Annotated in this window: 26 protein-coding genes; 9 read left to right on the top strand and 17 right to left on the bottom strand. The window is 58.1% G+C overall.

The features are described from left to right. Positions 1-4 precede the first annotated feature (4 nt). The 5 genes from pyrF to G6L01_RS05180 all read right to left on the bottom strand — a co-directional run bounded on the left by pyrF (position 5) and on the right by G6L01_RS05180 (position 6931). Positions 5-904 (bottom strand): orotidine-5'-phosphate decarboxylase, encoded by a 900-nt coding sequence (pyrF, locus tag G6L01_RS05200; RefSeq protein WP_070167182.1) that lies wholly within the window; start codon positions 902-904, stop codon positions 5-7. A gap of 130 nt (positions 905-1034) precedes the next feature. Beyond that, positions 1035-2163 (bottom strand): peptide chain release factor 2 gene (gene prfB, locus G6L01_RS05195; protein WP_139190276.1). Its coding sequence is split into 2 segments (ribosomal slippage): positions 1035-2093 and positions 2095-2163, totalling 1128 coding nucleotides; the frame shifts between segments, so codons are not numbered across the junction. Positions 2164-2267: 104 nt separating this feature from the next. Then, entirely contained in the window at positions 2268-4724 is a 2457-nt protein-coding gene (locus tag G6L01_RS05190; protein ID WP_070167184.1) for a penicillin-binding protein 1A, read from the bottom strand. A gap of 316 nt (positions 4725-5040) precedes the next feature. Beyond that, positions 5041-6270 carry an N-acetylmuramoyl-L-alanine amidase gene (locus G6L01_RS05185; protein ID WP_420359868.1) on the bottom strand — a complete coding sequence of 410 codons (1230 nt, stop codon included), beginning with the start codon at positions 6268-6270 and terminating at the stop codon, positions 5041-5043. Between the two features lie 178 nt (positions 6271-6448). Then, entirely contained in the window at positions 6449-6931 is a 483-nt protein-coding gene (locus G6L01_RS05180) for a hypothetical protein (RefSeq protein WP_139190278.1), read from the bottom strand. A gap of 71 nt (positions 6932-7002) precedes the next feature. Between G6L01_RS05180 and G6L01_RS05175 the strand changes: the two genes are divergently transcribed. After that, entirely contained in the window at positions 7003-10086 is a 3084-nt protein-coding gene (locus G6L01_RS05175; protein ID WP_070167185.1) for an Rne/Rng family ribonuclease, read from the top strand. A gap of 104 nt (positions 10087-10190) precedes the next feature. Here G6L01_RS05175 and G6L01_RS05170 read toward each other — a convergent pair whose 3' ends face one another. Continuing rightward, entirely contained in the window at positions 10191-10763 is a 573-nt protein-coding gene (locus G6L01_RS05170) for a GNAT family N-acetyltransferase (protein WP_070167186.1), read from the bottom strand. Positions 10764-10886: 123 nt separating this feature from the next. Next, on the bottom strand, positions 10887-12044 hold the full coding sequence (locus tag G6L01_RS05165) for a pyridoxal phosphate-dependent aminotransferase (protein WP_139190279.1): 1158 nt from the start codon (positions 12042-12044) through the stop codon (positions 10887-10889). Between the two features lie 307 nt (positions 12045-12351). On the opposite strand from G6L01_RS05165, the gene G6L01_RS05160 reads away from it, so the two are divergent. The 5 genes from G6L01_RS05160 to aat all read left to right on the top strand — a co-directional run bounded on the left by G6L01_RS05160 (position 12352) and on the right by aat (position 16195). Further along, on the top strand, positions 12352-13113 hold the full coding sequence (locus tag G6L01_RS05160) for a DsbA family protein (RefSeq protein ID WP_070167188.1): 762 nt from the start codon (positions 12352-12354) through the stop codon (positions 13111-13113). A 125-nt stretch (positions 13114-13238) separates the two neighbouring features. Continuing rightward, positions 13239-13676 carry a type II 3-dehydroquinate dehydratase gene (gene aroQ / locus G6L01_RS05155; protein ID WP_070167189.1) on the top strand — a complete coding sequence of 146 codons (438 nt, stop codon included), beginning with the start codon at positions 13239-13241 and terminating at the stop codon, positions 13674-13676. A 25-nt stretch (positions 13677-13701) separates the two neighbouring features. Then, on the top strand, positions 13702-14190 hold the full coding sequence (gene accB / locus G6L01_RS05150) for an acetyl-CoA carboxylase biotin carboxyl carrier protein (protein WP_015915707.1): 489 nt from the start codon (positions 13702-13704) through the stop codon (positions 14188-14190). 4 nt (positions 14191-14194) lie between these two features. Further along, positions 14195-15547, top strand: coding sequence for an acetyl-CoA carboxylase biotin carboxylase subunit (gene accC / locus G6L01_RS05145; RefSeq protein WP_015915706.1), 1353 nt, complete (start codon positions 14195-14197; stop codon positions 15545-15547). 9 nt (positions 15548-15556) lie between these two features. Beyond that, complete coding sequence (aat, locus tag G6L01_RS05140) at positions 15557-16195, top strand: leucyl/phenylalanyl-tRNA--protein transferase (RefSeq protein WP_070167190.1); 639 nt, start codon at positions 15557-15559, stop codon at positions 16193-16195. A 27-nt stretch (positions 16196-16222) separates the two neighbouring features. On the opposite strand, the gene G6L01_RS05135 is transcribed toward aat, so the two are convergent. The 5 genes from G6L01_RS05135 to gatB all read right to left on the bottom strand — a co-directional run bounded on the left by G6L01_RS05135 (position 16223) and on the right by gatB (position 19894). Beyond that, complete coding sequence (locus tag G6L01_RS05135; protein WP_234624901.1) at positions 16223-16615, bottom strand: DUF2155 domain-containing protein; 393 nt, start codon at positions 16613-16615, stop codon at positions 16223-16225. 251 nt (positions 16616-16866) lie between these two features. Further along, on the bottom strand, positions 16867-17265 hold the full coding sequence (locus G6L01_RS05130) for an NADH:ubiquinone oxidoreductase subunit NDUFA12 (RefSeq protein ID WP_015915703.1): 399 nt from the start codon (positions 17263-17265) through the stop codon (positions 16867-16869). A gap of 100 nt (positions 17266-17365) precedes the next feature. Beyond that, complete coding sequence (locus G6L01_RS05125) at positions 17366-17827, bottom strand: GNAT family N-acetyltransferase (protein ID WP_070167192.1); 462 nt, start codon at positions 17825-17827, stop codon at positions 17366-17368. 39 nt (positions 17828-17866) lie between these two features. After that, positions 17867-18385: a GNAT family N-acetyltransferase gene (locus tag G6L01_RS05120; protein WP_070167193.1), complete on the bottom strand. Its 519-nt coding sequence runs from the start codon at positions 18383-18385 to the stop codon at positions 17867-17869. Positions 18386-18391: 6 nt separating this feature from the next. After that, positions 18392-19894 (bottom strand): Asp-tRNA(Asn)/Glu-tRNA(Gln) amidotransferase subunit GatB, encoded by a 1503-nt coding sequence (gene gatB / locus G6L01_RS05115; RefSeq protein WP_015915700.1) that lies wholly within the window; start codon positions 19892-19894, stop codon positions 18392-18394. Positions 19895-20243: 349 nt separating this feature from the next. On the opposite strand from gatB, the gene G6L01_RS05110 reads away from it, so the two are divergent. The 3 genes from G6L01_RS05110 to G6L01_RS05100 are packed head-to-tail and all read left to right on the top strand — an operon-like array spanning position 20244 to position 22765. Next, positions 20244-20993 carry a glycosyltransferase family 2 protein gene (locus G6L01_RS05110; RefSeq protein ID WP_081344216.1) on the top strand — a complete coding sequence of 250 codons (750 nt, stop codon included), beginning with the start codon at positions 20244-20246 and terminating at the stop codon, positions 20991-20993. Then, positions 20986-21309 carry a lipid-A-disaccharide synthase N-terminal domain-containing protein gene (locus G6L01_RS05105; protein WP_060715729.1) on the top strand — a complete coding sequence of 108 codons (324 nt, stop codon included), beginning with the start codon at positions 20986-20988 and terminating at the stop codon, positions 21307-21309. Before G6L01_RS05110 ends, G6L01_RS05105 begins: the two co-directional genes overlap by 8 nt. A 13-nt stretch (positions 21310-21322) precedes the next feature. Then, on the top strand, positions 21323-22765 hold the full coding sequence (locus G6L01_RS05100) for an ArnT family glycosyltransferase (protein WP_081344217.1): 1443 nt from the start codon (positions 21323-21325) through the stop codon (positions 22763-22765). Positions 22766-22777: 12 nt separating this feature from the next. Here the strand turns inward: G6L01_RS05100 and G6L01_RS05095 are convergent, their stop codons facing one another. The 5 genes from G6L01_RS05095 to G6L01_RS05075 form a co-directional block, all read right to left on the bottom strand. After that, positions 22778-23296 carry a GNAT family N-acetyltransferase gene (locus tag G6L01_RS05095; RefSeq protein ID WP_070167194.1) on the bottom strand — a complete coding sequence of 173 codons (519 nt, stop codon included), beginning with the start codon at positions 23294-23296 and terminating at the stop codon, positions 22778-22780. A gap of 96 nt (positions 23297-23392) precedes the next feature. Next, positions 23393-23926 (bottom strand): GNAT family N-acetyltransferase, encoded by a 534-nt coding sequence (locus G6L01_RS05090; RefSeq protein WP_081344218.1) that lies wholly within the window; start codon positions 23924-23926, stop codon positions 23393-23395. After that, positions 23877-25358 carry an Asp-tRNA(Asn)/Glu-tRNA(Gln) amidotransferase subunit GatA gene (gene gatA / locus G6L01_RS05085; protein ID WP_070167196.1) on the bottom strand — a complete coding sequence of 494 codons (1482 nt, stop codon included), beginning with the start codon at positions 25356-25358 and terminating at the stop codon, positions 23877-23879. The genes G6L01_RS05090 and gatA overlap by 50 nt, the downstream gene beginning before the upstream one ends. A gap of 71 nt (positions 25359-25429) precedes the next feature. Continuing rightward, positions 25430-25717 carry an Asp-tRNA(Asn)/Glu-tRNA(Gln) amidotransferase subunit GatC gene (gatC, locus tag G6L01_RS05080; protein WP_015915693.1) on the bottom strand — a complete coding sequence of 96 codons (288 nt, stop codon included), beginning with the start codon at positions 25715-25717 and terminating at the stop codon, positions 25430-25432. 161 nt (positions 25718-25878) lie between these two features. Next, complete coding sequence (locus tag G6L01_RS05075) at positions 25879-26583, bottom strand: metal-dependent hydrolase (RefSeq protein WP_070167197.1); 705 nt, start codon at positions 26581-26583, stop codon at positions 25879-25881. Between the last annotated feature and the right edge of the window lie 23 nt (positions 26584-26606).

Below are 26606 nucleotides of genomic sequence, written 5' to 3'. Positions count from 1 at the left end.
GCAATCAGACCGCTCGGCTCCTTGGCCGGCTGTAATCATAGGCAATGGACTGCTTGAAACTGTCCAGCCTGCCGAGGATCAACTCGGCATACGCTCCCAGGGAAAGGCTTCTGTCTTCAACCTTCGTCAGGCCACGGGATACGGGCACCAGCAGGTCACCGGGCACGATGCCACGCAGGGAGTGGATGGCCAGCGGGTCAGCGCCTTGCGCACCCAATCCTGGTGCAAGAATGATCGAATGGGGCATAAATTGTCTGAGGCGACGACCTTCCGCAGGAACCGTCGCGCCGATGACCGCCCCAATGGCACTGAGATCACCGTCCTTAATCGTGTCAGGTATAAAACCACCGATCAGCCCCGCTAGCCGATCCGAGATAAGCTGGTTGCCCGTCATCTTGTCCTGTAGCCAGCCTGCGCCCGGATTGGAGGTGCGGCAGAGGACAAACAGGCCTTTGCCATGTGCCTGCGCTGCCTCGACAAAGGGGGCAAGCGTGTCGGGTCCCATCAGTGGATTGACGGTCAGGCAATCCGCCTCGAAGTCACCGCTTCCCCCTTCCGCGCCGGGAACAAGATAGGCTTTGGCATAGGCTGACGCGGTTGCACCGATATCGCCGCGCTTTGCATCGAGGATAACGCCAATGCCCGACGCCCGCGCTCGTGCCATGCCCATAGACAGAGCCTTCAAGCCTTTGATGCCGCAAGCCTCGAAATAAGCCGACTGAAACTTGACGAAGCCAACATGGCCCTCGATCGTATCGAGAAGAAACTCCACATAGTCTTCGATCCAGCAGCCATCGCCATTCTCGAATAGAGCGGGCACATCGCCAAGCGCTGGGTCAATTCCAGCGACCAGATCGCCATAGTGCTCGACATTGGCTTTAACGATTTCAGTCCATGTCGGCATGAGGTGCTTTCCTTTTGCTCACGATCCGACAATCATTATACAAAAAAACCGCCTGAACAGAAGCTCAGACGGTTTGCATTTCACTGAGTACAACAGGCGTGGCAGAAGCACCGCCCAACCTGGCCCGACATCAATCGATATCAGACACCGCATCCGCGCTGCCGCTGATACGGTGGGCGAGAGCGGCCTCCATGAAGGGGCTGATCTCGCCGTTCAGCACGTCATCGGGCGCCGTGCTTTCAACGCCGGTGCGCAGATCCTTGACCAACTGATAGGGCTGCAACACGTAAGAACGAATCTGGTGACCCCAGCCGATATCGGTTTTGGAGGCGGCCTCAGCATTGGCAGCTTCCTCACGCTTCTTCAGCTCGACTTCGTAGAGACGGGCGCGCAACATGTCCCAGGCCTTGGCCTTGTTCTTATGCTGCGACCGTTCCTGCTGACACGAGACCGCGATCCCGCTTGGAATATGGGTGATACGCACTGCCGAGTCGGTGGTATTGACGTGCTGGCCGCCCGCACCGGAGGAGCGGTAGGTATCGATACGGCAATCGCTTTCGTTGATGTCGATCTGAATCGAATCATCGACCACCGGATAGACCCAGATGGAGGAAAACGAAGTATGGCGCCGTGCATTGCTGTCATAAGGCGAAATGCGCACCAGCCGATGCACGCCCGATTCGGTCTTCATCCAGCCATAGGCATTATGTCCCTTGACCAGGATGGTGGCCGACTTGATGCCAGCTTCTTCGCCGTCATGCACTTCCAGCAATTCCACCTTGAAACCGCTGCGCTCAGCCCAACGGGTATACATGCGCAATAGCATGTTGGCCCAGTCCTGGCTTTCCGTGCCACCAGCACCCGAATGCACTTCGACATAGGTGTCATTGCCATCGGCTTCACCCGAAAGCATCGCTTCGACCTGCAATTTACCGGATTCGGCCTTGAGGGCTTTCAGGCCTTCCTCAGCCTCCTTGACGATGCTCTCGTCGCCCTCTTCCTCACCCATCTCGATCAGCTCGATATTATCCTTCATCTGCTGTTCAAGACGGCGCACGCCGGCAATGCTGTCTTCCAGCTGCTGGCGCTCGCGCATCAGCTTCTGGGCCTCAGCCGCGTCGTTCCAGAGGTTGGGGTCCTCTGCCTTGTTATTCAACCAGTCCAGTCGTCTTACCGCCTGATCCCAGTCAAAGATGCCTCCTCAGCAGGCTTATGGCCTGCTTGATTTCGTCGACGACATTTTCGATTTCGTTACGCATGGGTCCTTTTCTCGGAATCTGGTTTTTCGATATCGTGCCCGGTCCATAATTGCCGATGCCCCGGAAGTAAAGTCCGGGGCATGGCGACAAGCTTGATCGTTCTGTTAAAACAGTCCGGGCGTCCCGGACTGAACGGCCTGATTGACCTGCGGCGAGCTTTTCATGATCTCATCCGGCTGCATATTGCTATCCATACCGATGACCGAGAGGCTGTCGGCCGGGCCGGTGCCGGGCTTGAACGCCTCGACAATCGTATCCGGATCACCCTCAACCGCCGCCATGCCGGTCTTGCGGTTGACGGCAATCATCTGCATCCCATCAGGCACTTTGAACTTGCTGGGCGGTGTGCCCTTCACTGCGGTCTGCATGAATTCATTGAACACCGGCGCCGACATCGAGCCACCCGTCGCACCCCGGCCCATCGGGGTGGGATTGTCATAACCGATATACACACCGGCGACGATATTCGGGGTGAAACCGACGAACCAGGTATCCTTGGCGTCGTTGGTGGTGCCGGTTTTGCCCGCTACGTCGCGGTCCAGCTTGATCTTGCCATAGGCGGTACCGCGCTGGATGACGCCCTGCATCATCGAGGTGATCTGATAGGAGGTCATCGGATCAAGCACCTGCAACCGGTTATCGGCCAGAACCGGCTCGTCCTGATTGTGCCATTCGTCGGCATTACAGCCTTCGCAAATCCGCTCTTCATGCTTGAAAATCGTCTTGCCGTAGCGATCCTGAATTCGGTCGATCAGGGTTGGCTTGATCTGCTTGCCGCCATTGGCGATTACCGCGTAAGCGGACACCATGCGCATGACAGTGGTTTCCCCTGCCCCAAGCGACATGGACAGCACGGGCTGCATATGATCGTAAATGCCAAAGCGCTCGGCATATTCGGCCACCAGATTCATGCCCATATCATTGGCCAGGCGCACCGTCATCAGATTGCGCGAATGCTCGATGGCAAAGCGCAGCGTCGCCGGGCCGATGGAGCCACCGCCGTCGTTTTGCGGCCGCCAGACTTCGCCGCCGGACACGAATTCCACCGGTGCATCGAGAACGACGGAGGCTGGCGTATAGCCGCTATCGAGCGCCGCCGCATAGACGAACGGCTTGAAGGACGAACCCGGCTGGCGCATGGCCTGTGTCGCGCGGTTGAATTCCGACTGGGCGTAGGAAAAGCCGCCAACCAGCGCCAGAACGCGGCCCGTATGCGGGTCCATGGCAACGAAACCACCCTGTACTTTCGGCGGCTGCCGCAGGCGATAATTGGTGGAGGTATCAGCCCCGATTTTTTCCGCATAGACGACATCCCCGGGCTGCAACACACCGTCAGGTGATTTCGCCGTCTTGCGGTCGCCACGTCCCGAGCGATAGGCCCAGTCCATGGCATCGGCCTTGATCGTGCCTGTCAGACGCTCCGGCACGACTTTGCCCGCGCCGTCACGATCCGGTTTCAGGCCAATCTGCACCTCGGTCTTGGAGGTCGAAAGCACGACCGCAACTTCCCATTCAGGCACGTCGGCAAGGCTTGCCACATCGGCCAGCGGCACGCCCCAATCAGACCCCATGTCAATATGGGTGATCGGGCCGCGATAGCCGCGCCGTTCGTCATAGCTCAGCAAACCATCCTGCAATGCCTTACGGGCCGCGACCTGAAGCTCTGGATCGAGCGAGGTGCGCACCGAAAGTCCACCTTCATAAAGCGACTTGTTGCCGTATTTATCGATAATCTGACGGCGGACTTCTTCGGAGAAATAATCCGAGGCAAACACATTGCCGCCACCGCGCCGCAGGTTGACGCCCAGGTCTTCCTTCTTGGCGGTGTCGCCATCGGCTTGGCTGACGAAGCCGTTTTCCACCAGCCGGTCGATAACCCAATTGCGGCGCTCGATAGCGGCCTGGGTATGGCGATAGGGATGGTAATTGGCCGGACCTTTGGGCAGCGAGGCAAGGTAAGCGGTTTCGGCAATGGTCAGTTCGGTGACCGGCTTGTCAAAATAGGTCAGAGCCGCCGCCGCGATACCATAGGAATTCAGGCCGAAGAAAATCTCGTTCAGATAAAGCTCGAGGATCTTGTCCTTGGAATAGGCCTGCTCGATGCGGAAGGAGAGAATGGCCTCCTTGATCTTGCGGTCCATGGTCTGGTCGGAGGACAGAAGAAAGTTCTTGGCGACCTGCTGGGTGATGGTCGAAGCGCCGACAGGACGGCGACCGGAGCCGAAATTCTGCAAGTTTACCAGGATGGCGCGGCCAAGGCCCCAGATATCGACACCGGGATGGGTATAGAAATTCTTGTCTTCCGCCGACAGGAAAGCCGCCTTCACACGATCAGGAATGGCCTGGATCGGCATGAACAGCCGCCGTTCATGGGCATATTCGGCAATCAGCGCGCCGTTACCGGCATGGACGCGGGTCATCACGGGCGGCGCATACCGGCTCAACACCTCATAATCAGGCAGATCCTTGGTAATGGTCGTCAGATAGATGGCAGCAGCGGCCGCCGCGGCAAGCGCGGCAACGGAAGCCAATCCGAAGAGATATCCAATCAGTCTTATCATCGTGAAGCTACCGGCAATCGCTTTCGGTTCGCATACGCCTGTATGTCAAGCATCGCTTATATCGTGGCGTTTTGCATACGACGCCACCAATTACAAGTCGGGAGGCGCATTGAACACCACCGCCCGGGTCTTTCCTGGTGTTGTTGTGACAATGTGCGTAAAATAGGGCCTTACCCGTTTTACACACAGCCATCGCGATCAACTTTCGTGTTGCCGCTTTATTCTTCGATAAATCGGCGTCCGCCGATGCATTCGATGTAAACACCCAGGCTTTGCCGTTAGAGCATTTCCAGCCGAAGTGGCTCGCGGTTTAGCGTCAACCACCTTTGGCAACAAGCGGCTGGCGATATTTCTTCACCGCCTCAGCGATCAGTTTCACCACTTTGCTGCGCCAGGCCGGATCGAGCAACAGCTTCTCGTCGTCCTTGTTGGACAGAAACCCAAGTTCGAGCAGCACGGACGGTACATCCTGGGCCTGCAACACTCGGAAGCCGGCAAAGCGATGCGGATTGTTGATCAGGTTGATCTGCCCGTCGAACGACGTCACCACCGATTTGGCCATGGCAATGGAAAAGGCCTGGGTCTCGCGCCGGGTGAGGTCCGCCAGGATGTCGGAAACCTCCTGTGGTTCGGCGCTCGCATCGACACCGCCAACCTCGTCCGATTGGTTTTCACGCGCCGCCGCCGCTTCGGCAAGATGGTCTGATGCCTTGTCGGAAATGGTATAAACTGTCGCGCCACGAATATTGGCCTGACCCAGCATGTCGGCATGCAGCGAAATAAACAGGTTTGCGCCCTTCTGCCGCGCCAGCGTCACGCGCTGCGACAGGGACAGGAACGTATCGCCGTCACGGGTCAAGAAGGCCTTGACGCCCTTCTGCCGGTTAAGCTCGACAGCCAGCGCCCGGGCAAAGCCCAGCGTCACGGTTTTTTCCGGCGTATTGGTAGTCTTGCCTGTGGCCCCGGTATCGATGCCGCCATGGCCGGCATCGACGGCAATCAGAAACTCGCCATCCGTCGCCGGCGCCGCCTGTTCTATGCGCGGGCTCTTGCCATTGCTGTAGGCATCGGCATCCCAGGCCTGGGAGGCGACCAGTTTGGAAAATGTATCATTATCGGTCATCTCCGCATCGAGAATCAGCCGAAACCCCTGCCCCTCGTCATTCTTGCGAATGTCGGTCAGGACGAGTTTGGCAGGGCGAGCAGTCGTTAGGACAATACGGGAATGGGTGGCGTCGATGGAGCCGAAACGGATATCCCGAAACAGGCCACGGGCTGCCAGTGCCTCGGCTGGAAAGGCAAAGACGGCGGCAGGCAGATCGACGACGATGCGATCCGGATTGCCGATATAGCGCACGGTTGCTTCCGGCTTCTGGTCGAAATCCATGACGATACGGGTGCGGGCATCGTCACCGGCGATGCGAGCCGCAAACGCCGCAAGACGTTCCGCAGAAAAGGCCTTTGCAGGCGCAAAACCCGCTATAATACAGGCCAGTAGCCACAGAATCATCACGCCGGGCCGCTTGCCTTGCCCTATCCTTTCCATCGTCAAACGCACCACCCGTCCATGCCATGACACCATTTCGCTCACGCTTTGAGCGCCTTGATCATTCACGCCCATCCTTCAACCCTACTCAAACGCCGGACCGACCGGACGACCGGAAATTGCAACCATCGGCGGCACAGGATGCGATCCTAAACATAAACCGGAGCGCGCATACCGACTATCCATCATTCCTCATCGCCGCACGCAAGTGCAACAATTCTAATCTATTGGTCTTATCAATATTATGGCAGGGCAGGCTTTGCCGCTTGCCAATGTGACACAGACGACATACAACAGAAATAAGGGTTAAAATTGTCGACGGGATAGAGTCATCCGACGGCTGCCAACCAATAACGGACCTGGCGCCATTTGTCTGATTTTTCATCCGCCGCCAAGGCATTTTTGTCCCGAAACTGAATCGTCCAGCCGGAATCTCCGGCAAAATAACAGGGCGGGAAACCGCTAAACGCTCTTTTGAGCATTCATTGGGCCTTATCAAAAGGCCTTTGTCATTGTCGCTTTTGTTTTGGTATTTGATGTCGTTGCAGCAGCCTTTGTCCAATGTTGTCCGCCTTGGGGCCTTTGATGCCCTGAACGCTGACGGACTGCTGCCAGGAAAGATACCGCAGACGAGAGCACCGATATCCGGCGCATCGCTCACGAGATCAGCCCCGCTTGGCACCAGGCCTGCGGCATTGCTCGCCACCGGTCGCGCCGAGGAGCAGAGCTTACATGGCAGACAAAATGCTAATCGATGCGTCTCACGAAGAAGAGACGCGCGTCGTTGTCGTTCGCGGTAACAGGATCGAAGAATTCGATTTTGAATCCCAGCATAAGAAACAGATCCGCGGCAACATCTATCTGGCCAAAGTCACACGGGTCGAGCCTTCCTTGCAGGCCGCCTTCGTCGATTACGGCGGCAATCGCCACGGTTTCCTGGCTTTTGCAGAAATCCATCCCGATTATTATCAGATCCCGCTTGCCGATCGTCAGGCCCTGCTGAAGGCCGAAGCCGAAGAGCATGGCCGTCACGACGACGGTGATTTCGAGCCGGTGCGCAGCAGAGATCCTGGCGAACGCGACCAGCCGGTTGTCGCCGATCCCGCTGAATTCGCCAATGAAGCCGAAGAAGTAGCCGGTCTCGCTGTCAATCGCGCCGATGACGATCACGCCGAAACCACAACCGAGCAGCCCACAGAAATTCTTGTCGCGCCTGTAGAGGCGCAGGAGCCCGACGCAGCAATTGCCGAGCCACAGGCGGAGGAGGCAGCCCCTGAAGCCGCCGCAAAGCCCAAGGCCCGCCGCCCGCGCAAGCCCCGCAAGAAGGCCGGCGAGGTTGAGGCAAGCGCCGATGAAGCCGCCGTAGACCCTATCGCCGTCGAAAGCGACGAGACACCGGATGATGGATCGAACAATGGTAGCATGGCCGCCATGGTCGATACGGATTCTATTTCAGAAGACGCCGATAGCCGCCATCGCCACGATGACGACGATGATGATGATGACGATGACGGCGAGAAGGAAGAGATCGAATCCGTCGGCGCTGAAGACGCCATGGAAGAGGTTCCCGACCGCGTACGCCGGACACCGCGCAAGCAATATCGCATCCAGGAAGTCATCAAGCGCCGCCAGATCCTGCTGGTGCAGGTCGCCAAGGAAGAACGTGGCAACAAGGGTGCTGCGCTGACCACCTACCTGTCTCTGGCAGGCCGCTATTCTGTTCTGATGCCGAATACGGCACGCGGCGGTGGCATTTCCCGCAAGATCACCAACCCTGCCGACCGCAAGCGGTTGAAGGAAGTGGCCCGCGATCTGGAAGTGCCGCTGGGCATGGGCGTTATCCTGCGCACGGCAGGCGCCAATCGCACCAAGGTCGAGGTCAAGCGCGATTTCGAATATCTGATGCGTCTCTGGGAAAACGTTCGCACCCTGACGCTGAATTCCACCGCGCCTTGCCTCGTCTATGAGGAAGGATCGCTGATCAAGCGCTCGATCCGCGACCTCTACAACAAGGATATCAGCGAGATCGTGGTATCAGGCGAAGAAGGCTATCGTGAAGCGAAAGACTTCATGAAAATGCTGATGCCGAGCCATGCCAAGGTGGTTCAGCCCTACCGCGACATTCACCCGATCTTCTCGCGCTCCGGCATCGAGGCACAACTGGACCGGATGTTGCAGCCGCAGGTCACGCTGAAGTCGGGTGGTTATATCATCATCAACCAGACCGAAGCTCTGGTGTCCATCGACGTGAACTCGGGTCGTTCGACCCGCGAATATTCCATCGAAGACACGGCGCTGCAAACCAATCTGGAAGCAGCGGAAGAAGTGGCTCGTCAGCTACGCCTGCGTGACCTTGCAGGTCTGATCGTCATCGACTTCATCGACATGGAAGAGAAGCGCAACAACCGCTCCGTCGAGAAGAAGCTGAAGGATTGCCTGAAAAACGACCGCGCCCGTATTCAGGTCGGACGTATTTCGCATTTCGGTCTGCTGGAAATGTCGCGTCAGCGCATTCGCGCCAGCGTGTTGGAATCGACCACCCAGGTCTGCCAGCATTGCTCCGGCACGGGCCTGATCCGTTCGCAATCCTCCGTTGCCCTGCATGTGTTGCGCGGCGTCGAGGAATATCTGCTGAAAAGCACCACTCACGACATTACCGTGCGTACCCTGCCCGAAACAGCGCTTTACCTGCTCAATCACAAGCGCGGGTCGATAGTCGATTATGAAAACCGCTTCGGCGTGTCGATCATCATCGACTCGGATGCCAGCGTCGGCCACCAGCATTTCGCCATCGACAAGGGCGAGCCGGTTGCCAATCCGGTCCGCATCGAAACCTTGCTGCCGCTGATCAGCGAGCCGGAAGAAGACGATCCGATCATCGAGATCGAGGAAGAGGATGACGAGGACGTCGTCGAGGCTCCTGTTCAGGCGCAGACCGCATCAAGTGGCAATGCCGCAGCAAGCGCCGCCGAAGACGGTAATCGCAAGCGCAAGCGCCGCCGCCGCCGCCGTGGCAAGAATGGCAATGGCCATGCCGATGGACAGCAGAACGCTGCCGGCGGTGACGAAGGCGACGATGACAGCGAAGGCGAGGACGACGCCGAAGATACGGCAGAAGACCGCGATGATAGCGTCGAGGCCTCTGAAGCTTCTGAAGACGGCAACAGCGAAAGCCAGCGCCGCAAGCGCCGCCGTCGCGGCAAACGCGGTGGACGTCGCGGTCGCGATGAAAATGGTGTGAGCGCCGATGCCGAAGGTAATGACACTGCTGAAGATGACGACTCTTCTGAAGAGTCGGCGCAGGCCGATGCCGATCAGGCTGTCGCCGTCGCTGAGGTTCCGTCCGAAGCCGTCGCCGACAGTGTTGCGGTGGCTGCCGAAGTCAGTGTCCCAGCAACAGAGGCCGTGAAAGCCGATGAGCCAGTGGCTGCCAAGCCACGCCGGGCTCGCAAGCCGAAAGCGTCAGCCAAAACCGAAGCCGCTGGCAGCGTCGAAACGGTCACGGAACCTGAGGCTGTGGTTGTCGAAGCACCGGCTGCTGTCGAGCCTGTCGCCGCCTCCCCCGTCTCGGAAGAGACGTCAGTACCGGCACCTGCTCAGGACGTCTCGTCGCCAGAGCCTGCGGTCGAAGCGCCTGCTCCTGAAGTTGCGAGCGAGCCAGAGGCCGTAAGTGATGCCAGTGCCGAAAAGCCGGTGCGCGCCAATCGGTCGTCCAATGTCAGCACATCCGAACCGGTCGTTACCTCGGTGACCAACGGCGACGAAGCTCCGAAGCCCAAGAAGGGCGGATGGTGGCAGAAGCGCGGTTTCCTCTAGGAGGGATTTGCGTCTTAAACATTCAAAAACGGCCACGCTCCAGCGTGGCCGTTTTCGTTTAATGGTAAGCGTCCATCAGTCCTATGGTCTGTGAAACGGTGTGATCAACCGAAGTCCGGCGCTGCGACCAATAATGGCCTCATGCGCTGCATGACCAGCGTCGGTCTGCCCATATAGGTCGCCTCACCCTTACGACAATAACCGCTTTTCTCTGCGACCCGGATCGACGCCTGGTGCTGTGGGTCGAAAAGGCAGACTGTTTCTGCATGGGCAAAATGCCGATCGGCCCAGCCAAGCGCGGCCGCGACGGCTTCGGTTGCAATCCCCCGGCCATGGGCATCGGCAATCAGCACCCAGCCAATTTCCGGCACCTCGTCCAAGGGTGGGGTGATATCGCGCTTGTAATTGGCGAAGCCGACTTCACCGAGAAAATCGCCGCTGATACGGTCTTCAACGACCCAATAGCCGAAGGATAGCGCCTGCCAATGGCCGATATAGCGCAGCAGCCGCGACCAGCTGTCGGAGCGGCTCGATGGCTTCCCGCTGATATAGCGCACCACTCTCTCGTCCGCCCACATCCGGGCCGATGCCTCGAAATCCTCGAGGCGATGACCGCGCAATCGCAGCCTTTCGGTTTCAAGAACAGGCACGCGCGACATCATTGGCTCATCCTGCATTTGACATCCCCTGCTGCGTCTTGAACGATCCTGACAAACAGAATCAACCCTTTCACAGATTGATTCAAGAGCTTGCCACATTGAGTCTGAAATCGATCTCAAGTCATTGATATCTCATAAAACTCACGCAAGCCAGTTGGCGATTCTGTCGGTGGCATCGGTCAGGTCGGCCAGTGTTCCCGCATAGGAAATCCGCAATGCCCGGTGGCCTTCCAGCGGATCGAAATCGAGGCCAGGCGTTGCCGCCACATGGGTTTGCGCCAGCAATCTGCGGGCAAATTCCATACTGTCATTGGTGAAGCGGCTGACATCGACATAGGCATAGAACGCGCCATCCATGGGAGAGAGCAGCGGCATGCCCAACGCAGGCAGCCGAGCCTGGAGAAAATCACGATTGGCGCGGCAACCGGCTCGGTATTCTTCCAATTCATCGCCTGCTTCCAGCGCGGCCATGGCGGCAATCTGCGATAATTCGGGCGCCGAAATATAGAGGCTCTGGGCCACGCATTCCACGCCACGCACCAAGGCTGGTGGCAGGACCATCCAGCCGATCCGCCAGCCAGTCATCCGATAATATTTGGAGAAGGAATTAATGACGACGGCGTCAGGCGCAAATTCCACCGCGCTCGCTTCCTCCACGCCATAGGTCAGGCCGTGATAGATCTCGTCGGAGATAAAGCTGACGCCGTTGTCGTCGCACCACAGTGCCAGACGCTGTAACGAAGCCCGGCCTGTGACCGTGCCGGTGGGATTGGCGGGGCTGGCCAGAAGCACGCCTTTCAGCCGAACACCCGCAGCCCTTGCCGCGCGCTCCAGACTGTCGGGCGTCAGGGTGAAATCAGTCTCGGGGCCAACAGGCACTTCAATCACCACCAATCCCAGCGCCTTCAGGATGTTGCGATAGGCGGGATAGCCAGGACGGGCAATGGCCACCGCGTCGCCTGCATCAAACAGCGTCAGAAATGCCAGGTTGAAGCCCGCCGACGAGCCAGTCGTCACCATGATCCGCTCCGCCGCGACCTCCGTGCCGTGGCGACGATGATAATAATCGGAAAGCCCCTGACGCAGGTCGGCGCGGCCCAAGGCGTCGGTATAGCCGATCTGGCCCGCCCGCAAGGCGACTTCCGCCGCCCGTATTGCCCGCTCGGGCGCTGGCGCGCCTGGCTGGCCGACTGCCAGAGAAATCACCTTATGGCCAGCGGCCTTCAAACGGTTGGCCTCAGCCAGAATATCCATGGCGTGAAACGGTTCGACAGCACTACGGGTGGAAAGCATAACCAAGATGGATCTCTTTCTAATCTATTAGGAGGCTGAAACAGAAATGCGCCTGACATTTGCCGCATTGCGCACCCTATCACAATGGTAAGAGCCATGCCGGAAAGCGTTTTCCCGCTTTTCCCGGTCAGGGAATGAGCTACGGTCACACGTCCAATTCGAGGTGGATTGACCACGAAAATAACCGGACAGACTAGACCGCCAGCGCTGCGGCTGGCACAAAGCCCGAAGACCGGCAGGGCGGACATGCATGCCGCCGAACACGTAGGCCGAAAATAATGGCCGAAGACAATGGCCAGAGACGAGGATTGACATGAAGACACGATTTTTTCGCAGCGCCGTTCTGGCAACGCTCATTGCCACGACCGGCCTCGGCGCACCAGCCTACGCGCTGGATGACAAGCAGAAGCAAGAAATCGGCGCCTTCATCAAGGAATATCTGATCGCCCACCCGGAAATCATGCTCGACGTGCAGGACGCCCTGCAAAAGAAACAGGAAGCGGCCCGCGCCAGCCAGGCCTCCAGCGGCATCGAACGCAACAAGGCAGAGATCTTCAATTCGAAGGATGATATCGTCCTTGGCAATCCAAAGGGCGATGTGACGATTGTCGAGTTCTTCGATTACAATTGCGGCTATTGCCGCCATGCGCTGGCGGACATGGACACCATTCTGAAGACTGACAAGAATGTGCGGTTCGTCCTGAAGGAATTCCCGATCCTTGGGCCGGATTCGGTGGCCGCCCACCGGGTTGCAGACGCTTTTCGCAAGCTGGCACCGGAAAAATACAGCGACTTCCACCACGCACTTCTGGGCAGTGAAGGCCGAGCTACGGAAGCAAGCGCCATTGACGCCGGTGTGACCTTGGGGATTTCCGAAGCAGCCCTTCGCAAGGAAATGGCTGACAGCCCCAATGACACATCGGTCAAAAAGGTCTATCAACTGGCCCAGGACCTGGGCATTAACGGCACACCCGCCTATGTGATCGGCAATGAACTGGTTTCCGGTGCCATTGGTGCAGATGCTCTCCAGGAGAAGCTGACGAATGTTCGCACCTGCGGCAAATCAACCTGCTGAATCCACCAGATAGTCGCGATATCCAGCTGATTTTACAGTGAAGCCATAGGGAGAAAAGCGCAAAGGGCTTTTCCTTCAACGGATGCCGGTTTATAGGAGGCGGTCGAAAACGCGACGGAACAGCAATGAGCAGAACAATTTTCGTGCTGAACGGCCCCAATCTCAATGCGCTTGGCAAGCGGGAACCCGGGATTTACGGTGGCAAGACATTGGCCGACATCGAAACGGATTGCGTTCGATTGGGTGAGCAGCTCGGCATTTCCGTCGACTGCCGCCAGAGCAATCATGAGGGCGATCTGGTCGATTGGTTGCATGAAGCCGGCGATAAAGCTGTCGGTGTCGCGCTCAATGCCGGTGCCTATACGCATACATCGATCGCACTGCATGACGCCATGCGGGCGATTACTGTTCCGGTCATCGAAGTTCATATTTCGAATGTCCACGCGCGGGAAGAATTCCGCCACACCTCGATGATAGCGCCCGCCGCCAAGGGAGTTATTTGCGGCTTCGGACCGCATTCCTACCTCCTGGCGCTGCAAGCGCTTGATAACCTCACACGATAGAACAAGAAATTCAGGGACAACCTCCATGGCAGAGAAGAAAACCGGCATCGATCAGGCGCTTATCCGCGAGCTGGCGAATATCTTGAACGAGACCGATCTGAGCGAGATCGAAGTGGAACAGGATGCGCTGAGAATTCGCGTTTCCCGCGCTGCGCCGCAAATGGTGGCTCCGCAAATGATGGCGATGCCGCAGATGCAGTATGGCGCGCCTTACGGTGCCCCGGCACCTGCCGCAGCGCCTGCTCCGGTCGCGGTCGCGGCTCCTGCTGCCCGCGATCTGTCCAAAGCCGTAACGGCTCCCATGGTCGGTACGGTCTATATGTCCCCCGCCCCCGGTTCAAAGCCCTTCATCGAAGTCGGCTCGACGGTCAAGGAAGGCCAGACGCTGCTGATCATCGAAGCCATGAAGACAATGAACCAGATCCCTTCGCCTCGTTCCGGCAAGGTCGTCGAAATCCTCATCGACGATGCAAGCCCGGTCGAATATGGCGAAGCCATGGTCATCATCGAGTAAGCCGATGCCAGTCATCTCAAAAATACTCATCGCCAATCGCGGCGAAATCGCCCTTCGCGTGCTGCGCGCTTGCAAGGAGCTTGGCATTGCCTCCGTTGCCGTGCATTCCACCGCGGATGCCGACGCCATGCATGTGCGCCTCGCCGACGAAAGCGTCTGCATCGGCCCGCCGCCCTCGCGTGACAGCTATCTGAACATCCACCAGATCGTTGCCGCCTGCGAAATCACCGGGGCGGATGCCGTCCATCCCGGCTATGGCTTCCTCTCGGAAAATTCCAAGTTCGCCGATATTCTCGATGCCCACGGCATTACCTTCATCGGACCGACCGCCGATCATATCCGGCTGATGGGCGATAAGATTACCGCCAAGGAAACCGCAAAATCCCTCGGCATTCCCGTGGTTCCCGGTTCCGCTGGCGAAGTTAAGCCGGAAACTGCGCTGGAAATCGCCCGAGAAATCGGCTTTCCAGTGCTGATCAAGGCAACGGCTGGCGGCGGTGGACGCGGCATGAAAGTCGCGAACACCGAAGCAGAGCTGGAAGAAGCCGTGTCCACGGCCCGTTCGGAAGCCGCAGCTGCTTTCGGTAACGACGCCGTTTATATGGAAAAATACCTCGGTACGCCCCGGCATATCGAAATCCAGGTATTCGGCGACGGTGAAGGCAATGCCATTCACCTGGGCGAACGCGATTGCTCGCTTCAGCGCCGCCACCAGAAGGTCTGGGAAGAGGCCAATTCCCCTGCCCTGACCCAGGAACAGCGGATGAAGATCGGCCAGATCTGCGCCGACGCCATGAAGAAGCTGAAATATCGCGGCGCTGGCACGATCGAGTTCCTCTATGAAAACGGCGAGTTCTATTTCATCGAAATGAACACCCGTTTGCAGGTGGAGCATCCGGTGACGGAAGCCATTACCGGCATCGATCTAGTCTATGAACAGATCCGCGTTGCATCGGGCGCTGGTCTTTCCGTGACGCAGGAAGAAGTGGAATTCCGTGGCCATGCCATCGAATGCCGCATCAATGCCGAAGACCCGCGCACCTTCACGCCGTCGCCTGGCACAATCACCCATTTCCACGCTCCTGGTGGACTTGGGGTGCGGGTGGATTCCGGCGCTTACGCTGGCTACAAGATCCCACCTTACTATGATAGCTTGATCGGCAAGCTGATCGTGCATGGCCGCACCCGCGAAGAATGCATGATGCGTCTGCGCCGGGTTCTCGATGAATTCGTTATTGACGGGATCAAGACGACCCTGCCATTGTTCCAGGATCTGATCAACAATCCGGATATTGCCAAGGGTGATTACGACATACATTGGCTGGAGCACTATCTGGCCAAAACGTCCACGAAATAAGGACATAGAATGGGTCGGCGCAGCAAGGATAGAAGCATCACACCCGACATCCTGCTGCGCGCCTATTCCATCGGCCTGTTTCCCATGGCCGAATCCAGCGACGACCCGGAGCTGTTCTGGGTCGAGCCGGACCTACGGGGCATCATTCCCCTCGAGAGTTTTCACTATTCCAAAAGTCTGGCCAAGATCATCCGGCAAAAGCCGTTTGATATCCGCTTCGATACGGCTTTTGCGGCGGTTCTGGACAAATGCGCCGAGCCTGCGCCGGACCGGCCCAGCACCTGGATCAACCAGACAATCCGCGACCTCTACACAGCCCTGTTTCACATGGGCCACGCCCATAGCGTCGAAGCCTTTGAGGGCGATGAACTGGTCGGCGGCCTTTACGGCGTGTCTCTGGGGGCGGCCTTCTTCGGCGAAAGCATGTTTTCCCGCCGTTCCAATGCATCGAAAATCTGTCTTGTGCATCTGGTCGACAGGCTGCGGGCACAGGGCTTCGTGCTGCTCGACACCCAGTTCACCACCGAGCATCTGAAAACCTTCGGAGCGATAGATGTGGCAAAAGACGAGTACAGCAAAATGCTGGACGAGGCCGTAACCATGGCCAATGTGCCATTTCTACTGCCGGAAGAAATCAGCCCAGAATAGCCGGTTTTCGACATTCCGATTTTTGCCTTATTTTACCGGCTTCGGCACGTCGGAGGTTTGCTTGCAATCTTTCAGCCAGACATCGTAGATCGGGTGCTCAATGGCGTTTAGTGCCGGGCTATCGGCAAACATCCAGCCTGAAAAGATCTGGCGGATACGGCGATCCAGGGTAATTTCCTCGACCTGCACGAAGGCATCGACATGCTGAGCCTCCGTTTCATCACGGGAATAACAGGCCTTGGGCGTCACCTGCAAGGCACCGAACTGGACTGTCTCATTGATATAGACGTCGAATTCGGTAATCCGCCCGGTGATCTTGTCCAATCCCGAAAAAACCGCAACGGCGTTGGAAATGCGGGCGGCATCGGCTGGAACAGTGGCCGTTATCGAGAACGCTACGGTGAGGCTGGTTGCTGCCAGAACCGCTCTCAACACCCTTTTCGTCTGTTTCACAGATCGTATTCCTGTCGTTTCCGGCCGTCGTCGCTCAGATGGGCCAATTTTCAAATGCGCCAGCAATTGGACCGGTGATCCGAATTGCAGACACGTCCGCCCTACGCGCAAAACAAATGTCAGCAGGAACGCGCTGACAAACCCATGTACCGGAAATTTGTGGCCAAAACCGGAAGAGCGCACAACGCGTAACCCGTCATGCGCTCATAAAGTCTCTGTTAATTGCCGGGTGTCCAGGCGTCGTAGTCGCCGGTGACGCGCGGACGAGCACCGGTCGCGGCAATAGAGCCCTGCGGACGATAGGCTTTGGCGGTGCCGGTCAGGTTTGCCTCATGCGGCTTTTCCCATTCCCGTGGCACGTAATTGTCCTTGGTAGGCGGAACATCGGTGCGGTGATGCATCCAGCCATGCCAGCCAGGCGGAATGGCAGAGGCATCGGCATAACCGTTGTAAATCACCCAGCGGCGTTGCAGGCCGAAGCTGCTCATGCCGCCTTCATAATAGACATTACCTGCCTCGTCTTCACCAACGCGCTTACCTTCACGCCAGGTGAAGAAACGGGTTCCGACGGTCTGGCCACTCCACCAGGTGAAAATCTGCAACAAAAGCTGCTTCATGTCTTTTCCTCGGCTCCGCCACGGTCCGGCGGCTTTCAATGATGATTTGCTTATGACGCCTTGACGGGCTCTTGTCCAGAGAGTCGGGTCAAAGCCCTGTTCATTTCAGCTTGAACTTGAAGCCGAAATGACTCTTCTTGAAGCCCAGCCGCTCATAAAACCGATGCGCGTCAAGCCGCACTGCGTTTGACGTCAATTGCACCTGCTGCAAGCCCTGCTCCCGTGCCTGTTCAAGGCAAAATTCGATCATCTGCGCCCCGATCCCCTGCCCCCGGCAATCGGCCCGTGTCTGCACAGCCTCAACGATCATCGAAGACGAACCGCGTCCGGTCAATGTCGTGGTAACCATGGTCTGGAAGGTGCCAACCACCGCGCCATCACGCTCCGCAACATACAGGATCTCATTGCTCGATGCGGCAATGCGTCGGAAAGCAGTAAGGTAATCCGGTAGGGCATCAGGGTCCGTGGTATCGCCATGGCCGCCGAGATCGTCAACGGCAAACAGCGCCACGATGGCGGCAATATCCGATTCTTGCGCCGGGCGAATGGTCAACGGGGGCATGATGATCCTGAAGGTTTCGGGCTGAGGGTTATAAGCGCCCTAGAATGGCCCGGATAAAACATTGACCAGCGGCTTTTCCATGACCAAGCCTTCGATGCCGCTGCCCGCTGCCCCGCAATTCTGGGTGCGATCGACCTCCACGAAGCCGTGAGCGGTGTAAAAAGTGACGGCACCAGTATTTTTGGGCTCCACGTCCAGCCGCAGGATCTCGGCGTCCGGAAAGCAGGTTTCCAGTTCGGCCAGAATATCAGTGCCAATGCCCTGACGGTGAAAACTCGGGTGGACATAAAGCTGATGCAGAATGGCGGTCTTGACCATATTATCCGCCATGGCAGCAAACCCCATGCCGCCGAGGCGCTTGCCATCGTCAGCCACCAGAAATTCTCCACCCTTTTTGGCCAGCCGCGCTTTCAGCGCGGCAGCCGAATGCCAGGTATCGATAATCTTCTGCACCTTGGCCACGCCATAGAGGGCGTCATAGGTGGCATGCCAGGTTTCCCCCAGCAGCACCCGCACCTTTTCCAGATCCCGATCATTGGCGGTGCGGATGAAGAACATCGGACTTTACTCCTCCAGGCCCAGTTTGGCCTTGACCAGCGCCTGCACCGCCTGCGGATTGGCCTTGCCGCCAGTCGCCTTCATCACCTGACCGACGAACCAGCCAGCCAGCGTCGGCTTGGCCAGCACCTTGGCGACCTGATCGGGATTGGCGGCGATGATCTCGTCCACAGCCTTTTCGATGGCGCCGGTGTCGGTCACCTGTTTCATGCCCCGGCTTTCAACGATATCGGCGGGATCACCGCCCTCGTTGAAGACGATTTCAAACAGGTCCTTGGCGATCTTGCCGGAAATGGTCTCCGCCTTGATCAGATCGATGATACCACCGAGCTGGGCAGGTGAAACCGGGGTCTCTTCAATGCCTTTGCCGGCTTTGTTCAAGGCACCCAGCAAGTCATTGATCACCCAGTTGGCGGCAATCTTGCCATCGCGACCCGCAGCCACGGCTTCGTAATAATCAGCAATCGCCTTTTCAGACACCAGCACCGAGGCATCGTAGACGGAAAGGCCCAGGGAGGCGACAAAACGCGCCTTCTTGTCGTCGGGCAATTCCGGCAGATCCTTCTTCAAGGCCTGCACGAAGGCATCATCGAACTCCAGCGGCAGCAGGTCGGGATCGGGGAAATAGCGATAATCATGTGCGTCCTCCTTGGAGCGCATTGAGCGGGTCTCGCCCTTGCCCGGATCAAACAGCCGGGTTTCCTGATCAATCGAGCCGCCATCCTCCAGAATAGCGATCTGGCGACGAGCTTCATACTCGATGGCCTGGCCGATGAAGCGGATGGAATTGACGTTCTTGATTTCGCAGCGCGTGCCGAATTCGCCGCCCGGCTTGCGCACCGAGACGTTGACGTCGGCGCGCATCGAGCCTTCGTCCATATTGCCGTCGCAGGTGCCGAGATAGCGCACGATAGAGCGCAGCTTGGTCATATAGGCCTTGGCTTCATCAGACGAGCGCATGTCCGGCTTCGAGACGATTTCCATCAGCGCCACGCCGGAGCGGTTCAGATCGACATAGGACATGGTCGGATGCTGGTCATGCATCGACTTGCCGGCATCCTGTTCCAGATGCAGCCGTTCGATGCCGATTTCGATATCCTCGAAATTCCCCTGACGATCGGGGCCGAGCGAAATGATGATCTTGCCTTCGCCAACAATCGGGTCCTTGAACTGCGAGATCTGATAGCCCTGCGGCAGGTCGGGATAGAAATAGTTCTTGCGGTCAAAAATCGAACGCTTGTTGATTTTCGCCTTCAGGCCGAGACCGGTGCGCACCGCCTGGCGAACGCATTCCTCGTTGATGACAGGCAACATGCCGGGCATGGCCGCATCGACCAGCGACACATTGTCGTTCGGTGCATTGCCGAATGTGGTTGAGGCCCCGGAAAACAGCTTGGACTGGCTCAACACCTGAGCATGAACTTCCATGCCGATAACGATTTCCCAATCGCCGGTGGCGCCGGGAATCAGGCGTTTCGGGTCGGGGGTGCGCGTATCGACAAGGGTCATGACATGCTCTTTTCAGACCAATTCCGGCAAAAACACGAGAGATTTCGCCTGAGGAATTGCACAAACATAAAGAAGCCGGAGCGGTCGGCGATCGGGAAAAAACAGCAATGCTCCGACAGGTGATTTTCACCTTCCCGGTTAAAACAAATGCGCGCAAGGCGCAAGACGGCGCAGTGACCTCGCCTGTCAAGGAATGGCCCGGCACCACTGAAAAAAGCGGATGACGTGGCAAAATTAGCGGTTGCTCGCAAAATGCAGGGCAAAGCAGCCTAAACAGCCGTTCAAGGCGGATGACGCGCCTTGGAAAACAGGCTATGGGGGCGGCGGAGAACAGCCCTTGGAAACAGACATGAACGCCCAATTGCCCCGCTTTGCCGTTGTCGTCCCCATGAAGAATGAGGCGGATAACATCGACCTGCTGATCGGGGAGATCGAATCTGCCTGTCAGGGCGAGAATTTCGAGGCGATTTTCGTGGATGACGGATCGACGGACGCCACGCTTGCCCGGCTAAGGCAAGCAGCCAGCCTCAAGCCATGGGTGCGCGTGCTGCATCATCCCGTCTCCGGCGGTCAATCGGCAGCGATCCATTCGGGCGTCAACGCGGCGCGTGCGCCGATCATCTGCACCATGGATGGCGACGGCCAGAACCCGCCCTCGGAAATCCCCCGGCTCGTCGCTCCGCTTTTGGGCGATAACATCGCTCCCGATCTGGGCCTGGTCGCCGGGCAGCGGGCCAAGCGGCAGGACACTTTGTCGAAGAAGATCGCCTCGCGTCTTGCCAATGGCATCCGCCAGAGCATCTTGCAGGACAACACCCGCGACACTGGCTGCGGGCTAAAAGCCTTTCGGCGCGATGCCTTTCTGGACCTGCCGTTTTTCAATCACATGCACCGCTATCTGCCGGCCCTGTTTTCCGCCTATGGCTGGCGGGTGGCGCATGTGGATGTCGGCCATCGGCACCGCCATGCCGGAACTTCAAATTACAACAATCTTCAGCGCGCCCTGGTCGGCATTCATGACCTGATCGGCGTCAGCTGGCTGATCAAACGCCGCAAGACCGTGCGCCCGCAAGATATCGGACCGTCATCCCATGAATGATCTTCTCGCCTATTTCAAAATCCATGACACCAACGACCTGATCTGGCTGGCGCTGGGGGTGATTGCCCAGTTGATGTTTTCGCTACGGTTCATCATCCAGTGGCTGGTGTCTGAAAAGCAGAAACGCTCCGTGATTCCCGCCGCCTTCTGGTGGTTTTCGGTGATCGGGGGTATCATGCTGCTGGCCTATGGCATTCACCGTGGCGAGCCGATCATCATGCTTGGCCAGGGGCTTGGCATCATCGTCTATATCCGCAACCTGATGCTGTTGCATCAGGGCCGCAAGACCGACCTGCCCTCCGAATCCAAATCATAAACCGGCGGCCCTGATGCGCATCACCCTGACCACCAGCGTCTTCCTCATCCTTGCCATCACGCTCTACCGGATCGTGATGCTGCATTTCGACGGCACCGACCTGTTTGTGGATGAGGCGCAATACTGGCTGTGGTCAACCCATCTCGACTTCGGCTATTATTCCAAGCCGCCGATGATCGCCTGGGTGATCCATCTGTTCACGCTGATCGGCGGCAGCCAGGATATTTTCTGGGTCCGTGTGGCAAGTCCGTTGTTCCATATGGCAACGGCGCTGCTGCTGATCCCGGCGACGTCCAGGCTGACCGGTTCTGAAAAGGCCGGGCTGTGGACAGGACTAAGCTATGCGATCCTGCCGGGCGTGGCGCTGTCATCGGTGTTCATGTCCACCGACACGATCCTGTTTCCTTTCCTGGCGCTGACACTGCTGTGCTATTCGCGTCTGATCGAGCGACGCTCGGCTGGCTATGCAGTTTTGATGGGCATCGCCATCGGCTGCGGCACCCTGTCAAAATATGCGATGCTGTATTTCGCCGCGACCGCAATCATTGCCGCGATCACCCTGCCCAAGGCGCGCATCGCGCTGAGAGACACCATGCTTGCCGTCTTCGCGGCAGTCGTTGTTATCGCTCCGAATATCTGGTGGAATAGCACCCATGGCGGCGCGACGCTGAAACACACGTCGGAAAATGCCGATTGGCACGGGCTGAACTTCAAGATCGGCAAGGCAGCAGAGTTTCTCGGCAGTCAGTTCGGCGTGGTCGGACCGGTGTTGTTTGCCGCTCTGCTGATCGTGTTTTACCGGCTGCTGCGGGGGCGTGCCTCCACGACCGAAAAACATCTGTTCATCCTGTCTTGGCCAATCATTCTCGCCATCGTTTTCCAGGCCTTGATGTCGCGTGCCTATGCCAATTGGGCAGCCACCGCTTACGCAGCAGGCACCATGCTGGCGGTCTGGTATCTTCTCCAGTCCTCGCCTCGGGCGCTGAAGATCTCGCTGGCGATCAATGGCATCATCGCCATAGCCTTTCCGCTGCTGACGGCTTTTCCTCAGCACGTCACGACACCAAAAGGCCAATCGGTGCTGGCCCGCTATCTGGGACGAACCGATCTGAGCTGGGCGATTGCCACGACGGCCGCGAGGACCGGCACAGCCACCATCGTCGCTGATAACCGCGATATTCTTGCCGATCTGTTTCACACGCTGCGCGACGAACCCTTCGCCATCAAGGCCCGGACCACCGGTGGTTTTCCGCGCAATTACTATGAGCAGGAATTTCCGCTGACCTCGGCGCTCGGCACGGAAACCGTGCTGTATGTGACCGGAGCCAATGTCACCTGCCACGGCGCGGTGGTCGATCCTGTGGCGGACCTGACACCCAAGGATGGCTATCTCATGGGACGCAAGCTGAAAGCCTACGCGATTTCCGCCAGCTGCCTGACCAACCAGCTGACATAAACCCCTTGCGTCCTACTCAAACCCGCCGCCGGGGCCATAGGTAAAGCTGCGTTTTTCAACGAGACGCTTAGACATGCCGACCGTCTCCACATCCCGGTCAAGCTTCGGATTATAGACCACCGACAGCCAGTGGACGCTATATCCGTGGTGCTCGAAAAAACCGACGGCCTGACGGTTGCGCGCATGAGTTTCGAGATGCGCTTCCTCAAAGCCCAAGTGAACGATATCCTCCTCGATGGAGGCGAGCAGCGTCCTACTATAGCCGCGCCGCTGGTAATCGGGATCGATCCAGAAATCGGAGATCTTATCATCGAGATTTTCGCGCGCCGCCCAGCCAACGGGGTGGCCTGCATGTTCGACCACGGACATGGTAATCAGGTTCGAGCGGGCGAAATTGATAAATGCGCTGCGGGCAGTATCGACCATCGTCCGCGTTTCGCCGACGGGAATCATCGCCTGTTCCCAGGCGCGAAAGCCGATATCGGCCAAAATCCCTGCTTCGTCGGAATGCGCGCTGCGAATCGTCGACATCGGCTCCTCACCTGGATGATCGGTTGAGTAGATCACCAGGAATGCAACAGCGCCAGTGGCGTTAAGGTTTTATGAACACTTTGCTGAGGGCGCGGTTCAGTAAAGCCGTCGCCGCAGCCGGACCTTGGGAATTTCCAATTCCATGACCGCGTCGCGCTCCATACCTTGCCAGACGGTCTCAAATCCGCAGCTTTTATAAAGGGCCTGGGCCGCAAAATTATTCTGATGGGTGGAAATTCGGGCCTGCTTCACGCCTTCGCGTCGCATCGTCTCGCAAAAATGCAGCACCAGACACCGGCCAATGCCACGCCGCTGGCGGTCAGGCGAGATCCAGATATCGGAAATCACATCCCGTTGCGCCTCACGCGCGCCCCAACCGGCAATCGCGCCTTCGATCTCGGCAACAATGACATCCAGCGCAGGCCCGAAGGGGAAGCGCAAAAACGCTTCCTTGACCTTTTGCGCAATAGCCGGATCGGTCATGGCGCGATCCAGCGGCCCGGTGGAGCGCCAGCTGTCCCAGCCGACGTGGCCGACCATCTGCCGGTCAGCCTCCTCCATCGGCCTCAGGATCAATGGCTTACCACCATTGAGCGGGTGTGAACTTTCCGGCAGCCTGTTCGATGACATGAGCGGTCTTGAAAAGGGTTTCTTCCTCGAAGGGCTTGCCAATCAGTTGCAGGCCGAGCGGCAGACCCTTGGCGTCGAGACCAGCGGGAACCGAAAGGCCCGGCAGACCCGCCATGTTCAACGTTACCGAGAAGATGTCATTCAGATACATTTTCACCGGATCGGCGGCCAGATCCTTGTCGCCAATGGCAAAGGCTGAGGACGGGGTGATCGGCGTCAGGATCGCATCGACCCCTGCGGCAAACACCTGTTCGAAATCGCGCTTGATCAGGGTGCGGACTTTCTGGGCGCGCAAGTAGTAGGCATCGTAATAGCCAGCCGAAAGCACATAGGTGCCCATCAGGATACGGCGCTGCACTTCCTTGCCGAAGCCCGCCGCACGGCTCTTTTCATACATGTCGGCAATGTCCTTGCCGTCGACGCGCAAACCGTAGCGCACGCCATCATAGCGGGCGAGGTTCGATGAGGCTTCGGCGGAGGCGACGATATAATAGGCTGGCAATGCATATTTGGTATGTGGCAGTGAGATGTCGACAATCTCGGCACCGGCCTCCTTCAGCCAGGCCATGCCCTTCTGCCAAAGAGCCTCGATTTCTTCCGGCATGCCATCAACACGATATTCCTTGGGAATGCCGATCTTCATGCCCTTGACGGACTGGCCAATGGCCGCCTCATAGTTTGGAGCGAGCAGATCGACCGAGGTCGTGTCCTTCTCGTCTATGCTGGCCATGGATTTGAGCAGGATCGCGGCATCGCGCACATCGCGGGCAATAGGCCCAGCCTGATCAAGCGACGAGGCATAGGCAACAATGCCCCAACGCGAGCAGCGGCCATAGGTGGGCTTGATGCCGACTGTGCCTGTAAAGGCTGCCGGCTGGCGGATGGAGCCGCCGGTATCGGAGGCAGTGGCACCCGCGCAGAGCCGTGCGGCGACAGCTGCCGCCGAGCCACCGGATGAGCCGCCCGGCACCAGCTTTTCCTCAGAGCCCGTGGCGCGCCACGGATTGACCACCGGACCATAGAAGGAGTTTTCGTTGGACGAGCCCATGGCGAATTCGTCCATGTTCAGCTTGCCCAACATCACCGCGCCCTCATTCCAGAGGTTTTGGGTAACGGTCGATTCGTATTTCGGCTTAAAGCCGTCGAGAATGTTCGAGCAGGCCTGGGTATGGACGTCGCGGGTGGCGAACAGGTCCTTGACGCCGAGCGGAATGCCTTCCAGCGCGCCAGCCTTGCCGCTGGCCAGCCGCGCATCCGAGGCCTTGGCCATGTCGCGGGCGATCTCCGGCGTCACCGTCACATAGGCATTGATGGCACCATTGGCAGCCTCGATGGCGCCCAGATAGGCATCGGTCAACTCGATGGCGGTGATATCCTTGGAAACCAGCTTTTCGCGGGCTTCGGCAATGGTGAGGCTGGTGAGTTCGCTCATGAATACGGTCACTTTATAGTTGGCGCGGCTGCGTCGAAGGCGTCGATGGCTCGGTGGAAAACCGGGCGGGCTTATTCGACAACCTTCGGCACCAGGAAGAAATGGCGGTCGGTTTCCGGCGCATTGGCAACGATGTCATCAGCCTTGCCGCCATCGGTAACGGCGTCCTTGCGCTTGCGCATCGCCATCGGCATGACAGAGGTCATCGGCTCGACGCCATCGACATTCACTTCCGACAATTGCTCGACAAAGCCGAGAATGCCATTCAACTCTCCCATCACCCGCTCGGCCTCGTCTTCGGGCAGAGCAATACGGGCAAGCTTGGCAACACGCTTGACAGTGGCGAGATCAACGGACATCGGCATTCTCCAGATCGATTATCAGACCCGCTATAATCGCCGAACCGCGCCTGCGCAACGGGCAGGTTTTTACCACCCTCGAATTTTCGCCTTTGGCCCAGATTTTCACCCCTGGAATACTGTTCCAGGGGCAAGACTGAAATTTTTAGCAGGGCATCATTTCAAAGCGACAGCGTTTCGCCCGGCTTGGGTGCCTTGACCTCGGTTTTCGAGCCTTCCATGCCGCCCACGAATTTTTCCGGGGTCTGATCGATGATCGGAAACGTGCCGTAATGGGCGGGGATAGCGGTCTTGAATTTGAAGAATCGCTGGCAGGCAAGTGCTGCAACGGCACCGCCCATAGTAAATCGGTCACCAATCGGTACGATGCCGATATCAGGCTGATGCAGCTCGTTGATCAGCGCCATATCCGAGAAAATATCGGTATCGCCCATATGCAGCAGGGACGCTTCATCTTGGAAATGCAGCATCAACCCATTGGCATTGCCGAGCGCATGCGACACGCCATCCTCGGTGATCTGCGCGGAGGAATGCAGCGCATTGGTGAAGGTCGCGGTAAAGCCGCCGAGATCGATCGTGCCGCCCGTATTGCCCATTTCGATTTTGGACACACCCTTGGCGCCAAGCCAGGCAGCCAGATCGGCATTGGCCAGCACGGTTGCGCCGGTATCATTGGCAATTGCCACCGTATCGCCGACATGGTCGCCATGACCGTGGGTCAGAAGAATATGAGTGACGCCCTTGGTCATATCCTTCATATCCAGCCCGGAAAAGCTGGCATTGTGGGTGAGGAACGGGTCGATCAGAATGGTGGCCTTGGCAGTTTCGAGACGAAAAGCCGAATGGCCTAGCCAGGTGAGTTTCATGGAATATCCTCTATGGATGAATG

It is taken from the genome of Agrobacterium vitis (genome assembly GCF_013337045.2).
Taxonomy (GTDB): domain Bacteria; phylum Pseudomonadota; class Alphaproteobacteria; order Rhizobiales; family Rhizobiaceae; genus Allorhizobium; species Allorhizobium vitis_B.
This window is presented reverse-complemented; position numbering and strand designations above follow the sequence as displayed.

Excerpts from the sequence above, each read along its gene's own strand:
- pyrF (WP_070167182.1), bottom strand. The coding sequence starts at position 904 with ATGCCGACATGGACTGAAATCGTTAAAGCCAATGTCGAGCACTATGGC.
- G6L01_RS05190 (WP_070167184.1), bottom strand. The coding sequence starts at position 4,724 with ATGATAAGACTGATTGGATATCTCTTCGGATTGGCTTCCGTTGCCGCG.
- G6L01_RS05185 (WP_420359868.1), bottom strand. The coding sequence starts at position 6,270 with ATGGAAAGGATAGGGCAAGGCAAGCGGCCCGGCGTGATGATTCTGTGG.
- G6L01_RS05175 (WP_070167185.1), top strand. The coding sequence starts at position 7,003 with ATGGCAGACAAAATGCTAATCGATGCGTCTCACGAAGAAGAGACGCGC.
- G6L01_RS05170 (WP_070167186.1), bottom strand. The coding sequence starts at position 10,763 with ATGCAGGATGAGCCAATGATGTCGCGCGTGCCTGTTCTTGAAACCGAA.
- G6L01_RS05160 (WP_070167188.1), top strand. The coding sequence starts at position 12,352 with ATGAAGACACGATTTTTTCGCAGCGCCGTTCTGGCAACGCTCATTGCC.
- aroQ (WP_070167189.1), top strand. The coding sequence starts at position 13,239 with ATGAGCAGAACAATTTTCGTGCTGAACGGCCCCAATCTCAATGCGCTT.
- accB (WP_015915707.1), top strand. The coding sequence starts at position 13,702 with ATGGCAGAGAAGAAAACCGGCATCGATCAGGCGCTTATCCGCGAGCTG.
- accC (WP_015915706.1), top strand. The coding sequence starts at position 14,195 with ATGCCAGTCATCTCAAAAATACTCATCGCCAATCGCGGCGAAATCGCC.
- aat (WP_070167190.1), top strand. The coding sequence starts at position 15,557 with ATGGGTCGGCGCAGCAAGGATAGAAGCATCACACCCGACATCCTGCTG.
- G6L01_RS05130 (WP_015915703.1), bottom strand. The coding sequence starts at position 17,265 with ATGAAGCAGCTTTTGTTGCAGATTTTCACCTGGTGGAGTGGCCAGACC.
- G6L01_RS05125 (WP_070167192.1), bottom strand. The coding sequence starts at position 17,827 with ATGCCCCCGTTGACCATTCGCCCGGCGCAAGAATCGGATATTGCCGCC.
- G6L01_RS05120 (WP_070167193.1), bottom strand. The coding sequence starts at position 18,385 with ATGTTCTTCATCCGCACCGCCAATGATCGGGATCTGGAAAAGGTGCGG.
- gatB (WP_015915700.1), bottom strand. The coding sequence starts at position 19,894 with ATGACCCTTGTCGATACGCGCACCCCCGACCCGAAACGCCTGATTCCC.
- G6L01_RS05110 (WP_081344216.1), top strand. The coding sequence starts at position 20,244 with ATGAACGCCCAATTGCCCCGCTTTGCCGTTGTCGTCCCCATGAAGAAT.
- G6L01_RS05105 (WP_060715729.1), top strand. The coding sequence starts at position 20,986 with ATGAATGATCTTCTCGCCTATTTCAAAATCCATGACACCAACGACCTG.
- G6L01_RS05100 (WP_081344217.1), top strand. The coding sequence starts at position 21,323 with ATGCGCATCACCCTGACCACCAGCGTCTTCCTCATCCTTGCCATCACG.
- G6L01_RS05095 (WP_070167194.1), bottom strand. The coding sequence starts at position 23,296 with ATGTCGACGATTCGCAGCGCGCATTCCGACGAAGCAGGGATTTTGGCC.
- G6L01_RS05090 (WP_081344218.1), bottom strand. The coding sequence starts at position 23,926 with ATGTCATCGAACAGGCTGCCGGAAAGTTCACACCCGCTCAATGGTGGT.
- gatA (WP_070167196.1), bottom strand. The coding sequence starts at position 25,358 with ATGAGCGAACTCACCAGCCTCACCATTGCCGAAGCCCGCGAAAAGCTG.
- gatC (WP_015915693.1), bottom strand. The coding sequence starts at position 25,717 with ATGTCCGTTGATCTCGCCACTGTCAAGCGTGTTGCCAAGCTTGCCCGT.
- G6L01_RS05075 (WP_070167197.1), bottom strand. The coding sequence starts at position 26,583 with ATGAAACTCACCTGGCTAGGCCATTCGGCTTTTCGTCTCGAAACTGCC.